Origin of the sequence: Bacillus sp. SM2101 (assembly GCF_018588585.1) — a bacterium.
Lineage (GTDB): Bacteria > Bacillota > Bacilli > Bacillales > SM2101 > Nanhaiella > Nanhaiella sioensis.
In genome coordinates, this window is record NZ_JAEUFG010000012.1 from 143,986 (window position 1) to 156,925 (window position 12,940).

Below are 12,940 nucleotides of genomic sequence, written 5' to 3' on the forward strand. Positions count from 1 at the left end.
AAATGTGATGCCTAGCATAAATGTTGAACAAAAAAACATATCCCAGAGAAAAAAACTACAAAATAGTCACTTGTTCTTAAAAGGGTCAAGGGTTGCTCTACCAATTGCGATTGGTTATTTTCCGATTGCAGTTACATTCGGAATGATTGCTGTCCAATCAGGTTTGTCGCTATGGCATTCAACCTTTATGTCAATCGCTGTCTTTGCAGGTGCGAGTCAATTTATGGCAGCAAGTATGGTGATGGTCAATGCAACTGTAATCGAAATTATTGTAGCTACATTTGTCCTTAATTTTCGTCATTTCATTATGAGTATGTCATTCATAAATAAACTAAACCATATTCCTATGAAGTGGAAAGCTTTGTTATCTTTCGGTATAACAGATGAAACATTTTCAGTATTTTCATTACAAGGTAAGGAAAAAGATGCCACAAATCAATTTTTTATTCTAGGCATATTTGCAACAGCGTATGTATCATGGATAGCAGGGACTCTTGTTGGTGGACTTTTTTCGAGTATTTTTCCGCCGGTTATTAGTCAAGGTATGTCCGTTGGTCTATATGCAATGTTCATTGCCCTAGTAGTACCAGTAGCGCGGAAATCAAGGTTAGTATTGAGCATCGTTGTAATAAGTATGGTCATTTGTACATTTGCGTCAATGATTGTAAGCTCAGGTTGGGCTATTGTCATAGCTACACTTATAAGTAGCCTCATAGGTGTGTTTTTCAAAGAACGAGAATCTATACAACAAAATAGCTAGTAAACTTGCATTGATCAAAGTATACCCAATCACAAAAGGGTAGGTTAATAAATGTTATCAATGATAGAAATGAGGTTTGTAGATGATATGGAAATATTATTAATTATTATTGGTATGGCAATTGTAACATTTATACCACGTGTTATCCCAGCATTTGTCATTAATTTCGTTACATTTCCCAATTGGGTTAATCGTTGGTTATCATATATCCCATATGCAGCATTGGGGGCACTGATTTTCCCAGGGATTTTAACAATTCAAGAAGATAATATTTTTATTGGCTTAACCGGAGGCATTGTTGCTGTATTATTGTCGTTATTACGTTTACACATTTTGTTAGTGTTATCAGGTTCAATCATAGCTGTCGTTATCATGTTAATAATGATGTAGTCTCTTTTCGGAAGCTTTGTTGCTAATGGGTAGGGTGATGAAGTTTTATCCGAGCCCCATAACGATGAGGTCATAATAAAAAAGGTGGATACAATCTTGTTCCACCTTTTTGTTATTTTCAAGTAAGTTATTTTACAACACGTAATACTACATCGATATTACCACGAGTAGCTTTTGAATATGGGCAAACGTGATGAGCTTCTTGAATTAATTCCTTCGCCACATCAACTTCCACACCAGGGATTTTCACATCAAGTTGAACTGCTAATTTAAATCCGCCAGCTGGATCGTTTCCAATTGATACTTGTGCAGTTACTTGAGTATCTCCAATCGCCATCTTTTTATTACGAGCAACTAATTTTAATGCACTTTCATAACAAGCTGCGTATCCTGCTGCAAATAATTGCTCTGGGTTAGTTCCACTTCCACCAGGACCTTGAAGTTCTTTCGGCATGCTTAAATCTAATTGAATAGCACCATCACTTGAAGAAACCTTTCCTTCTCTTCCACCTTGAACTGTAGCTTTTGCTGTATAAATTGCTTCCATTTTTCATTCTCCTTTATAGTAAGTGTTACACAATTTAGTTGTGCACAATTTAATTTTGTAATACTAATATAACTAGTAAAATTTTATTTGTCAACAGTTTTTATTTATGTTTTGGAAGAGTATTGTGTCATCAGAATCATTATGTGCTGATCAACATGTAAATATTCAATATGTTTTTACGTTAAAAATAACTAACGTATTCTGAGTAGTTGACAATTAATGTGTAAAAAGATAATTTTATTTGTAAGAAATTAATTGTGCACAACTTTTTTGAAATGTAGGTGGGAAAAAATGAACAATGATGAATTACTTAAATTAGATAACCAGCTCTGTTTCTCTGTTTATGCCTTATCTAGAGAAATTACTAAAATGTACCGACCATTATTAGATGAGCTTGGCATAACATATCCTCAATATCTTGTTTTACTTGTACTGTGGGAAAGTGGAGAGAGCACAGTGAAAGAGTTAGGTGAACAATTGTTTTTAGATTCTGGGACTTTAACGCCCTTATTAAAAAGAATGCAAGATGGAGGGTTGATCGTTAGAGAAAGGTCTAGTGTAGATGAAAGAAGAGTGTTAATTAAATTAACCGAGGGCGGGAAACTGTTACAAGAAAAAGCTATTTGCATACCAATGTCATTAATTGACATTGGTGAGATGTCATCAAATGAATTGGTTAGTATGAGGAAACTAGTTCAACAGCTACTTAATCAAGTACATCAAGTGAATGTAAAAAAGTAGTGATTATCATACATGCAATTATATAAAATGTTAAAATTAAAATGTAATGATATTTAACCACTTGCATTAATGTAGATTTTTGATAAAATAATTTTCAAACTTATATATTTATTAAACGATGAAGGATCAATAGTAACTGAAAATGTTGTTTAAGCGAATCAGGGATGGTGGAAGCCTGATAAAAAATCAGTGAAACGGCAATCTGGAGTTAATTTTCCAAAGAGGGTACTTAATTATTAGTATCAACTAGGGTGGAACCGCGGGATACAAACTCTCGTCCCTAGGCGCTATTCGCCGAGGGATGGGGGTTTTTTGTTTTTTCTCTATCTACAGGAGGAATAGTAATGATATAAAATATGGGCGTTATGAGGTGTAAAAGCTTAATAATTTCCATATAAAACACATTTTTTGAAGGAGTGTCAAACTATGTCTGTAACAATGGAGCAAGTTGTAGCACATGCAAAGCATAGAGGGTTTGTTTTCCCAGGTTCGGAAATATACGGGGGATTAGCTAATACATGGGATTATGGACCACTAGGTACAGAGTTGAAAAATAATATTAAAAAAGCTTGGTGGAATAAATTTGTTCAGCAATCACCTTATAATGTAGGACTTGATGCTGCCATCTTAATGAACACAAAGACGTGGGAAGCATCTGGACATTTAGGGAATTTCAATGATCCGATGATTGATTGTAAAAAATGTAAAGCAAGACATCGTGCCGATAAGCTAATTGAAAATGCACTTGAAGACAAAGGGATTGAATTGGTAGTTGATGGACTTCCATTTGAAAAAATGGAAGATTTGATGACAGAGCATCAAATTACATGTCCAGATTGTGGAAGTGATGATTTTACGGGTATTCGTCAATTCAACCTTATGTTTAAAACACATCAAGGAGTTACTGAATCAAGTACCAATGAGATTTATCTACGACCAGAAACAGCTCAAGGGATTTTTGTTAACTTTAAAAACGTTCAGCGAACAATGAGAAAAAAGTTACCTTTTGGGATCGCTCAAATAGGAAAAAGTTTTCGTAATGAAATTACGCCTGGTAACTTTACTTTCCGTACAAGGGAATTTGAACAAATGGAAATTGAGTTTTTCTGTAAGCCAGGTGAAGAAATTGATTGGTTTGACTATTGGAAGGAACAGGCTGAACAGTGGCTACTTTCTTTAGGTATGACGAAGGATCACATTCGTTTGCGAGATCATTCTGATGAAGAATTATCTCACTACAGTAATGCTACAACTGATTTTGAATATAAATTCCCATTTGGCTGGGGTGAGTTATGGGGAATTGCATCACGTACGGACTACGATCTTAAGCAGCATATGGAGCACTCAGGTGAGGACTTCAATTATATTGATCAGACGACAAATGAACGTTATATTCCATATTGTATTGAGCCTTCGCTTGGTGCGGACCGCGTAACATTAGCATTTTTAATTGATGCTTATGAAGAAGAAGCATTGGAAGATGGGACTTCCCGAACAGTGATGCATTTTCATCCAGCTTTAGCACCTATTAAGGCTGCAATTTTGCCATTATCGAAAAAACTATCCGATGAAGCAAAACAAGTATTCCAAGATCTTGCTAAAGACTTTATGGTTGATTACGATGATGCCGGCTCCATTGGGAAACGTTATCGTCGACATGATGAAATTGGAACACCATACTGTATCACATATGACTTCGATTCGAAGGATGATAACATGGTAACCGTTCGTGATCGTGATACAATGGAACAACAGCGTTTACCTATAAATGAATTAAAAAGCTTCCTAGAAGAAAAAGTTAGATTTTAATAGAAAAGCGTAAGCGCCTTGTTCATCCCCGACAAGCGTTGGAAGCATTTCGCTTGAAGTGGCTTTTTGACTTCATGAGAAATGGTGAAGCGACTCGAGGGGATAGGCGCAGTAGCTAGACAGAAAGAAAAGCGTAAGCGCCTTGTTCATCCCCGACAAGCGCTGGAAGCATTTCGCTTGAAGTCGCTTTTTGACTTCATGAGAAATGGTGAAGCGACTCGAGGGGATAGGCGCAGTAGCTAGACAGGTAAAAAAGTGTAGCCGACCCAATTCCATCTAAAACCAGCCCACGTCCTGTGGGCGACGGTGGAACCCAAAAACACCAGAAGGTGCATTTTACCTTCTGGTGTTTCTTTGTAAGCGATCCTTAGCTAAAAAATTTAAAAAAGCGGAAGCAGCTGTTTTGATGCAATCAAGAACCTCATAGAAAGTAAAGGGCTTCAATAAATGAAAGTGTGATTTATTAGTCAAGTAACTTAAGATTCAGGAATGATAGTAACGGCAAGTGTTCGAACTGGAATATCTTCTTCATTACGATCGTTAGCATGATTGTAGTATTTAGTTATTAATGTATTGAGGTCTCTTTGAAATTCTAAAAACTTTTCATCATTTAATTTTAGCTCCACTACCGAAAAAGTAGCGCCATCCTCTGAATTACCTTGCTCTTCTAATTTAGTCAAATAACTTTGATATTGATTCAATAGTGTCAATTGATAATAGGAAACATAATCAATTTTTTTTTCACTAGAAATTGTTTGCCATTCTGCAATATTTAGTCTAGCTGCATCCTCATTTAAGGTGTAATACTTTTCTGAAACAGATTTCACCTTTTTTTCTTTCAATACGCTAATAACACCAGCATCAAGCATAACTTGTATATGTCTGTATAGTGTTGCTTGGGGTACATCTTTAATGAGCTTAACCATCTCTAATGGTGTTAGTCCATTTTTATTGTTGCGCATAAGCACCTGAGAAATTTTCATTCTCACAGGGTGCATTAAGATTTCTACCTTATTTTTCATATATCTCACCTTTTATTAGTAGTGTGTTTTACTTTTCTAATTTCATTCTCATTATAAATAATAATAATAACGTTTGCAATACGTACAGTTCAATGTTATCATTATCGATAATGATAATAAAATTGAGGAGTGATAATATGAAGTTACATTATGGGTTGGATGAATTAAAAGGTGTTGATTTTATGCCTTTGTTACCTGTTATTTTGTCAGTGATAGCATTGAGTACATTATTGGTTTTAATTGCGTTCATTGACTTGTATAGGCATCGAAATACGAGACAAAACGTACTTATGTGGTCCTTTATTATACTTTTGGTAAATACATTTGGACCGGTATTTTACTTTATTCATGGGAGAAAGGATGGTGAGGTAAGATGAAATTAGAGGTTAAGAATGTAACAAAAAAATTTAAGGGTAAATTGGCTGTAAATCATTTCTCAATGGACATAAAAACAAGAGAATGTGTAGGTTTAATAGGACCAAATGGGGCGGGGAAATCTACATTATTAAAAGTGATCTCTAATATTATTTTTCCTAATTCAGGAGAAGTGCTATTGGATGGGAAGCATGTTGCAAAAATGAAGAGGGAAATCGGTTATTTGCCGCAACATCCAGAATTTTTCCCATGGATGACAGCCATTGAAACATTAATGTTTATGGGTCAGTTATCTAATGTAAACAAAGAGGAATTAACTCACTCAATACCTAATGTTTTAGAAAAAGTGGGGTTGAAAGGAGAAGAAAATTCAAAAGTAGGTACATTTTCTGGTGGAATGAAACAACGGCTTGGTATAGCTCAAGCTTTATTACATCGACCTGCACTTATCGTAATGGATGAACCAGTATCAGCTTTAGATCCCATTGGGAGAAGAGAAGTGTTAAATTTGATCGAAGAAATTAAAAAAGAGACGACAGTATTATTATCAACTCATATACTTGCAGATGCTGAAGAAATATGTGATAGATTTATGATCATTAAAAATGGGAAGAAAATTAAAGATACTACTGCCATCGATTTGTTAAGTCAGTATAGTCAAAAGATCTTGAGAGTAGTGATTGATAGCAATGATCAAAAATGGGTTGATGTTGTAAAAGCACTTCCCTTTGTGAAGGATGTGGAAGTCACTGGACATACATTGAAAATAAAAGTCGAAAATATAGAAACAAGTAAAGATTTATTGTTAAAAAATGCATTAGAACATGAAGTAAACCTGGTCAAGTTTGAAATCAATAGTGATACATTAGAAGATATTTTCTTGAGAATGGTGGTGGGAGCATGAATAGCTTTATTGTCCTAACTAAAAAAGAATTTGTACAGATGTTACGTGATTATAAATTAATTTGGCTTCCTCTTATTTTTATCATCCTAGGGATAACTCAACCAGTGGTCACACTTTTTTTACCATCAATCATTGAATCATTAGGAGGGGGGACAGGTATTACAATTGATCCAAGTATATATACCCAAAGCGGAGGAGAAGTACTTGCAAGCACTTTTGGCTCACAATTTGATCAACTTGGACTTATCATTCTTATCATTTCAACAATGGGTATCATACACACAGATAAAGTAAATGGTATGTTGGCATTTATTTTAACAAGACCTGTTAATATTATTTCATATATAAGTGGAAAGGTTATACCAAATTTCTTAATGGCGTCTTTTGGTGTAATAATAGGATTCTTTGTTTCTTATCTATATGTTATTTATCTATTTACACATGTTTCATTTTCACGAATGATTATTGCTATGTTATTTTATCTTGTATGGGTACTATTTATTGTCACATTTACAACGATGATTAGTACTATCTTTAACAGTCAAGGACTTATCGCGATTCTTTCCATTGTCTTTCTACTAGGGTGTAGAATGATACTCGGTTTGAACCCTATTATGGACTTTGTTAATCCTGCTATAATGAGCAAAAATGGTATGGAAGTGCTAGCTACAGGGTCAATAAGTTCTAGTGCTGCCGGTAATTTGTTTATAACACTTATATGGGTTGCACTTATACTTTTTGTAATAAATTATTGGATTTCCAACAAAAAGTATAATAAATAGATGGGCTACAGATAAAAAATTATGTATAGCCTTAGGTGCGTATGATAAAAGGTTATTTACTAATAATATAGCATTTATGCTATTCTCATTGTTTTCAGAACAATAGATACTATGAAACTCTAGTATAGTGTCGAATTTATACCTTTGTACTAATAGCAGGGGACACCTGTTTCGAATATGAAGATATTATAGCGAATGCTAAAGAAGAATTACTTGGAAAGTGGGAATTATAATTTGAGAATAATCTTGAGGAAATTACAGCACATTGTTTGTTATGGTATAAGAAATGATCGCTCAAAAAACATGACTAATCATTTCTTATACCAAATTTTTCCTAACTGATGTTATTCGTGGTTGCTCACACAAAATTTGGGTAAACAAATTTTCTTACAGTGAGTGTTTTTCATTTTAGTTTACATCATAAATGAGAATTATTATATTGCCCAATTCCCGTTACGAAACAGTGGTTCTTTTGTTCCGTCAGGTAATAAACCGTCAATATCCATATCAGCGGTACCTACCATAAAGTCTTCGTGAAGTACACTTGTATTTACGCCGTTTTTCTCTAGCTCTTCTTTATCCATTGTAGTACCAGCCTCGATACATGTTGGATATGCACTACCGATAGCTAAATGATTAGAGGCATTTTCATCAAATAATGTATTATAAAAAATAATATTAGAATTTGAAATTGGAGAGTCATGTGGAACTAATGCGACTTCTCCTAAATAATGCGACCCTTCGTCTGTTTCAATAAGACGTTTTAATGTTTCTTCACCTTTTTCAGCTTTGCAGTCAACAATCTTGCCATTCTCAAAGGTTAATGTAAAGTTTTCAATTAAATTACCACGGTAATTAAATGGTTTGGAACTCGATACATAGCCATTTACACCAGTTTTTAGTGGCATAGTAAATACTTCTTCTGTCGGGATATTCGCAATGAAATACGTACCATCTTCATTTTTGCCTCCACCCCCAAGCCAAATATGGTTCGTAGGTAGCTCTATGGTGAGGTCTGTATTAGATGCTGTATAATGTAATGCTTTATATTTCTTTTCATTTAGAAACTTTACACGAGCTTGTAAAGTTTTGTCATGCTCTTGCCATTGTTGAACTGGGTCTTCTAAATCAACACGTGTTGATTTAAAAATGGCATTCCAAAGCAAGCCTACCTGCTCATCCTCTTTTGCATCAGGAAATACTTTTGCTGCCCATTCTTTCGACGGAACAGCGATAACAGTCCAACTAACTTTATCTGATTGAATATAGTTTCTAAACTTTTCTAATGCTTTACCTTGTGCTTTTTGTGCAGCAGCGACTCTATCAGGGTTAACACCTTGTAATAAATCTGGATTTGTAGAAGTAATCGATAAGAATGCTGCTCCATCTTCAGCCATCTCTTCTCGTCCTTGAGCTTTCCAAAGTGGAAATTCTTTAAATGCATCATCTGGAGCGAGGTCGTATTTCATTCTTGTAATCGTGTCGTCGCCCCATTCAACGTGAACATTTTTTGCACCAGCTTCATAGGCTTTTTTAGTAACAAGACGAACAAACTCAACTGTTGAAATTGATGCTGATATATATAGGGATTGTTTTTCTTGAATATTCACACCAATTTTCACAGCTAATTCTGCATATTTTTCTAAATTACGCTGAAAATTTGCCATCATTAGATTCTCCTTTATCATAATATTTTTTCGGTATGTGAGGACATGATATACTTATGTAAGAAAATGATCCTTTCATCATTGTACACTAACTAAGTTAAGTACGCATAATGAATAGATCCAAGGAAATACAGTTAAGTGCTACTGTTTTATTTCTCGAATATTTTCTTATTATATCATTATCTTCCTATAGATTTTCAAATGTCTAAACATATTAAAAGGCTGTTTTTACATGCATGTTGTTTTGCGTACTAAACAATAAGTAAAATGATGAAAGCTGAATACAACTCAGCCGCCTTTTTAATATAAATACAATAGCAACAAACTATACGAAAAAAGCTAATTGAAATAAAGAGGTGTCAAATGGTTGGTGTAATGGCTACAAAAAAAAGAGAATTAAACAAAAGACAGATGAACAGTCCGGTTGGACCGATTTTATTAATAGCATCAGATGAATTTTTATATGAAATTATCTTTGTTTCGTCAAGTACCTTCAATAAAGAGTATTATGATTCAATGAATAACAATGAAAATAACGAAATTTTAAATGAATCGGTAAAGCAATTAGAAGAATATTTTCGTGGACAAAGAATACAATTTGATCTTCCGTTGAAAGTGGAAGGAACGTCATTCCAAAAACAGGCATGGCAAGCACTAACAACGATTCCTTTTGGACATACGATAAGCTACCAAGAACAAGCTCAAGTGTTAGGTGACCCGAAAAAAGCTAGGGCGATAGGTGGCGCTAATAGTAAAAATTCATTACCTATCATTATCCCTTGTCATCGAGTGATTGGGAAAAATGGTAAGCTAACAGGGTTTGCTGGAGGAATTGATATTAAAGAGGCATTACTAAAGCATGAAGAAAAATACTATAAGAACGTAACTCACCCTTAAGACGATGGAGTTACGTTCTTAGCTACATCCTATATTGTTACATAGCTTTTTCAGCTACTAAATTTTCTAATGTTTCGATCATATCTTCTAATTTCTTGAAGCTTGAAACGATATTTTTAATACGATTATTTTGTTCTTCCATATGTGCCAGTATCTCTTGAGATGAAGCAGAGCTTTGCTGTGTAATGCTTGAGATTGACAAGATTTCGTTTGAAATACGGTGACTATCCCCTAAGATTTCAGCAAGCATGTCATTAACTTTTCCGGATTCTTCTTCTACTTCTTCACTTGTACTTTTAATTGCTTTAAAAGTCTCTTGGACGACCTTCATTACTTGCTCACTTTGTAAAATTGCATTTTCTCCGAGGTTTGTTTGTTCGGCAGCATGTAACGTTTTTTCTTGTATACCATTTAAAATAGAAGTGATTTCTGCAGTCGAGTGTCGAGAGTCCTCCGCAAGCTTTCTCACTTCGTCAGCAACGACCGCAAAGCCTTTTCCGTGTTCCCCTGCACGTGCTGCTTCTATTGCCGCATTGAGAGCTAGCAGGTTTGTTTGCTCTGAGATGCCAGTTATTTTATTTACTATCCCTTCTATCTTATGATTTTGATTGCTTAAGTCATTCATAACAGCTACTGTCGAATTTATTATTGTGTGAACTTTCTCTATTTCTCCCATTAAAACTTCAACATTGTTGTTGCCATCTTGTATCGTTTTCAATGTCTCTTCTGATAGGTTATTCATATGATTGGAGACGGATGTAACATTCTCTATAGAGCTATCTGCTGATTGAATAGCTTCATTAATATCAACAACACTAGCGGCTTGGCTTTCTATCCCTTTAGTTACTTCTAAAAATGAAACAGTAATTTCTTCTGAAATTTCTTTTGTTTTTTTGGAGTGATCTTCTAAGTCAGTTTCAAATCTATGTAAAAATTCAACTGTAGTTTTAATATTCCCAAGTAAAGAGTCGGTATGTTCTTTCGCTTGTAAAACTTGTTCATATGTTTCTTGATTTTCTAAGCGCATACGTTTACTAAATACACCTTGAATAATATTTACCAATATAATAAGTACAATCATCGCATCGATACCGATAATATCGGTCTTATTCATTGCAGCAAAAGCAGTAGAATCATGATTCAAAAAGAAATAATTGGATATAGCAATATTTGAAATAGCGGTTAAAATGATAGGTATGTAATTTTCATACAGTGAGATCACTGTTACGTAAAGAACAACTAGGAAAAACATAATAATTGATGGGTCTACACTAAAAACGACATATGTAGTAATAACGGAAGAAAGAACGACTAGATACATCGTATAAAAGATGAATTTCCTTTTCAGAATTAATACAGTGATGATTGTGTTAATAATTAGATCAGGTATGGATTGAATAAGGCTTAAACGTAATCCAGCATGGAAAAAATTCCATAAAAAAACACTTGTAAATGTAAACCATAGTATTGAGATAAGTAGTTTATTTCTTTTTTCAACTAATTCTATGTTTGTCATAACTATGAACCCCCTTACCTAAAATGCCTCTTGGGCTCTTTGATTTTACCATTTTTTATATAATTAATTCATTAAGATATAAATTCGGTTTTTGACATATTTGTGACAATAGAATTTCTACTTCATATATTGAGAAGGCTATTTGATATAATATTAATATAAATAACTAGGCTCTTTTCGTAAGCCTTGTTGCTATTTATCCTAAACTAGAAGATAATGATGTTGTTTTACTCAACAGTCATTCTTTTTTAGAGGAAAAGATGCCAAGAAATCTATTGATACACTTTTTGTATGAATAACAACAGTCTATGCGAAAGCAGCCAAAAATTATTACAGCGTCCAACCAGAGGTGATCAAAGTGGATGTTGGGGCTATTATCTTAGCAGGTGGCCAATCTAAGAGAATGGGCACAAATAAAGCATTATTAAGGGTTGAAGGAAAATACAATATTGTGAGAATGAAAGAGGCGTTACAATTGATGTTTGAAGAAATCATCCTTGTAACTAATCAAGAGCAACAATACAAGTTTTTAGAGATCCCCATTGTTCCTGATCTTGTAGATGCAAAAGGACCTCTTGCTGGCTTGCAAGCTGGTTTACAAGCGGCCCAAAATGATAAAAATGTTGTTGTGGCTTGTGATATGCCGTTTATATCTACATCAGTTACATCATATTTACTGTCGCAAGCGAATGGTTGTGACGCAGTCGTCCCTATTATTGGTGGCAAAATCCATCCATTGTATGCAGTTTATAGCAAAAGTGCATTACCAATTATTCATTCATGCTTAAAGGAAAATCAATTAAAAGTTGTAGATGTATTATCTCGTCTTCAAGTACGATACATTAATGAGCAGGAGTTAATGAAGTTAGAAGACATTGACTTAGGAAGAGTATTTTTTAATATGAACTATCCGATGGATTATGAAAAGGTAAAACGTTGGGTAAAGGACAAAGATCCTAATAAGTAGTTCGTTTTTTTTAGGTGAACATGATAAACTACATTTAGTAGTTATCTCTAACAATATGTGCATGCATCATAAAAAGGAGATGGTATGAATGTTAACAAACATCGGAATACCTGGATTAATATTAATTCTTGTTTTAGCTTTAATAATTTTTGGACCGAAAAAATTACCTGAGATTGGTAGAGCTACTGGAGAAACATTAAAAGAATTTAAAAAATCAGCTCGTGAGCTAACGAGTGACGTAACAGATGAAGTAAAAGAAGTGAATCAAATCGTCAAAAGTGAAGAGAAAAAGTAATAATTAGGTTGATCCACCTTTCAAGGCGAATAAGTTGGGTTAACCTTCTTTTTTTTGGCTATTTTCGCATAGGTTGTTACTTTCTTTCCAGGATATAAGCACGTATACATCTAGTGTTCGTGGCATCTTTTCTACTTTTACAATTATTTAGCTCTCATAAAACTCATCATACTGCCCATTTTTAGTAAAAATGATATGCTCCCCTTAAGGTAGACAGATTAAAAAATAAAATCTGATTACCTTAAGGGGGCTTTTTTATGTCCAATAA

Annotated in this window: 15 protein-coding genes; 11 read left to right on the plus strand and 4 right to left on the minus strand. The window is 34.1% G+C overall.

The window, feature by feature from the left end:
- Nucleotides 1-7: 7 nt before the first annotated feature.
- Both JM172_RS13545 and JM172_RS13550 read left to right on the plus strand, forming a co-directional pair.
- Nucleotides 8-760, plus strand: a complete 753-nt coding sequence (locus JM172_RS13545) for an AzlC family ABC transporter permease (protein WP_214482894.1) — start codon at nt 8-10, stop codon at nt 758-760.
- 51 nt (nt 761-811) lie between these two features.
- Nucleotides 812-1,150 (plus strand): AzlD domain-containing protein, encoded by a 339-nt coding sequence (locus JM172_RS13550; RefSeq protein WP_250886660.1) that lies wholly within the window; start codon nt 812-814, stop codon nt 1,148-1,150.
- A gap of 127 nt (nt 1,151-1,277) precedes the next feature.
- Here JM172_RS13550 and JM172_RS13555 read toward each other — a convergent pair whose 3' ends face one another.
- A complete protein-coding gene (locus tag JM172_RS13555; RefSeq protein ID WP_214482895.1) occupies nt 1,278-1,697 on the minus strand; it encodes an organic hydroperoxide resistance protein in 420 nt (139 codons plus the stop codon).
- A gap of 291 nt (nt 1,698-1,988) precedes the next feature.
- Between JM172_RS13555 and JM172_RS13560 the strand changes: the two genes are divergently transcribed.
- From JM172_RS13560 to JM172_RS13570, 3 genes are all read left to right on the plus strand, one after another.
- On the plus strand, nt 1,989-2,438 hold the full coding sequence (locus JM172_RS13560; protein ID WP_214482896.1) for a MarR family winged helix-turn-helix transcriptional regulator: 450 nt from the start codon (nt 1,989-1,991) through the stop codon (nt 2,436-2,438).
- A 426-nt stretch (nt 2,439-2,864) separates the two neighbouring features.
- Complete coding sequence (locus JM172_RS13565; protein WP_214482897.1) at nt 2,865-4,247, plus strand: glycine--tRNA ligase; 1,383 nt, start codon at nt 2,865-2,867, stop codon at nt 4,245-4,247.
- Between the two features lie 84 nt (nt 4,248-4,331).
- Nucleotides 4,332-4,490: a hypothetical protein gene (locus JM172_RS13570; RefSeq protein WP_214482898.1), complete on the plus strand. Its 159-nt coding sequence runs from the start codon at nt 4,332-4,334 to the stop codon at nt 4,488-4,490.
- A gap of 233 nt (nt 4,491-4,723) precedes the next feature.
- On the opposite strand, the gene JM172_RS13575 is transcribed toward JM172_RS13570, so the two are convergent.
- Nucleotides 4,724-5,269 (minus strand): helix-turn-helix domain-containing protein, encoded by a 546-nt coding sequence (locus JM172_RS13575; RefSeq protein WP_214482899.1) that lies wholly within the window; start codon nt 5,267-5,269, stop codon nt 4,724-4,726.
- A 137-nt stretch (nt 5,270-5,406) separates the two neighbouring features.
- Between JM172_RS13575 and JM172_RS13580 the strand changes: the two genes are divergently transcribed.
- The 3 genes from JM172_RS13580 to JM172_RS13590 are packed head-to-tail and all read left to right on the plus strand — an operon-like array spanning nt 5,407 to nt 7,330.
- Complete coding sequence (locus JM172_RS13580) at nt 5,407-5,646, plus strand: PLD nuclease N-terminal domain-containing protein (protein ID WP_214482900.1); 240 nt, start codon at nt 5,407-5,409, stop codon at nt 5,644-5,646.
- A complete protein-coding gene (locus JM172_RS13585) occupies nt 5,643-6,548 on the plus strand; it encodes an ABC transporter ATP-binding protein (RefSeq protein ID WP_214482901.1) in 906 nt (301 codons plus the stop codon). Before JM172_RS13580 ends, JM172_RS13585 begins: the two co-directional genes overlap by 4 nt.
- A complete protein-coding gene (locus JM172_RS13590) occupies nt 6,545-7,330 on the plus strand; it encodes an ABC-2 transporter permease (RefSeq protein ID WP_214482902.1) in 786 nt (261 codons plus the stop codon). Before JM172_RS13585 ends, JM172_RS13590 begins: the two co-directional genes overlap by 4 nt.
- A gap of 434 nt (nt 7,331-7,764) precedes the next feature.
- Here the strand turns inward: JM172_RS13590 and JM172_RS13595 are convergent, their stop codons facing one another.
- On the minus strand, nt 7,765-8,997 hold the full coding sequence (locus tag JM172_RS13595) for an aminopeptidase (protein WP_214482903.1): 1,233 nt from the start codon (nt 8,995-8,997) through the stop codon (nt 7,765-7,767).
- A 363-nt stretch (nt 8,998-9,360) separates the two neighbouring features.
- On the opposite strand from JM172_RS13595, the gene JM172_RS13600 reads away from it, so the two are divergent.
- Entirely contained in the window at nt 9,361-9,894 is a 534-nt protein-coding gene (locus JM172_RS13600; protein ID WP_214482904.1) for a methylated-DNA--[protein]-cysteine S-methyltransferase, read from the plus strand.
- Nucleotides 9,895-9,931: 37 nt separating this feature from the next.
- On the opposite strand, the gene JM172_RS13605 is transcribed toward JM172_RS13600, so the two are convergent.
- Entirely contained in the window at nt 9,932-11,410 is a 1,479-nt protein-coding gene (locus JM172_RS13605; protein ID WP_214482905.1) for a methyl-accepting chemotaxis protein, read from the minus strand.
- Nucleotides 11,411-11,768: 358 nt separating this feature from the next.
- Between JM172_RS13605 and mobA the strand changes: the two genes are divergently transcribed.
- Both mobA and tatA read left to right on the plus strand, forming a co-directional pair.
- Complete coding sequence (mobA, locus tag JM172_RS13610) at nt 11,769-12,377, plus strand: molybdenum cofactor guanylyltransferase (protein ID WP_352223491.1); 609 nt, start codon at nt 11,769-11,771, stop codon at nt 12,375-12,377.
- 88 nt (nt 12,378-12,465) lie between these two features.
- On the plus strand, nt 12,466-12,672 hold the full coding sequence (gene tatA, locus JM172_RS13615) for a twin-arginine translocase TatA/TatE family subunit (protein WP_214482906.1): 207 nt from the start codon (nt 12,466-12,468) through the stop codon (nt 12,670-12,672).
- Nucleotides 12,673-12,940 lie beyond the last annotated feature (268 nt).

What these genes read in the sequence shown, in the direction of transcription:
- JM172_RS13580 (WP_214482900.1), top strand. Translation starts at nt 5,407, where the DNA reads ATGAAGTTACATTATGGGTTGGATGAATTAAAAGGTGTTGATTTTATG.
- JM172_RS13550 (WP_250886660.1), top strand. Translation starts at nt 812, where the DNA reads ATGTTATCAATGATAGAAATGAGGTTTGTAGATGATATGGAAATATTA.
- JM172_RS13585 (WP_214482901.1), top strand. Translation starts at nt 5,643, where the DNA reads ATGAAATTAGAGGTTAAGAATGTAACAAAAAAATTTAAGGGTAAATTG.
- JM172_RS13575 (WP_214482899.1), bottom strand. Translation starts at nt 5,269, where the DNA reads ATGAAAAATAAGGTAGAAATCTTAATGCACCCTGTGAGAATGAAAATT.
- tatA (WP_214482906.1), top strand. Translation starts at nt 12,466, where the DNA reads ATGTTAACAAACATCGGAATACCTGGATTAATATTAATTCTTGTTTTA.
- JM172_RS13605 (WP_214482905.1), bottom strand. Translation starts at nt 11,410, where the DNA reads ATGACAAACATAGAATTAGTTGAAAAAAGAAATAAACTACTTATCTCA.
- JM172_RS13600 (WP_214482904.1), top strand. Translation starts at nt 9,361, where the DNA reads ATGGTTGGTGTAATGGCTACAAAAAAAAGAGAATTAAACAAAAGACAG.
- JM172_RS13565 (WP_214482897.1), top strand. Translation starts at nt 2,865, where the DNA reads ATGTCTGTAACAATGGAGCAAGTTGTAGCACATGCAAAGCATAGAGGG.
- JM172_RS13545 (WP_214482894.1), top strand. Translation starts at nt 8, where the DNA reads ATGCCTAGCATAAATGTTGAACAAAAAAACATATCCCAGAGAAAAAAA.
- JM172_RS13560 (WP_214482896.1), top strand. Translation starts at nt 1,989, where the DNA reads ATGAACAATGATGAATTACTTAAATTAGATAACCAGCTCTGTTTCTCT.
- JM172_RS13590 (WP_214482902.1), top strand. Translation starts at nt 6,545, where the DNA reads ATGAATAGCTTTATTGTCCTAACTAAAAAAGAATTTGTACAGATGTTA.
- JM172_RS13555 (WP_214482895.1), bottom strand. Translation starts at nt 1,697, where the DNA reads ATGGAAGCAATTTATACAGCAAAAGCTACAGTTCAAGGTGGAAGAGAA.
- JM172_RS13595 (WP_214482903.1), bottom strand. Translation starts at nt 8,997, where the DNA reads ATGGCAAATTTTCAGCGTAATTTAGAAAAATATGCAGAATTAGCTGTG.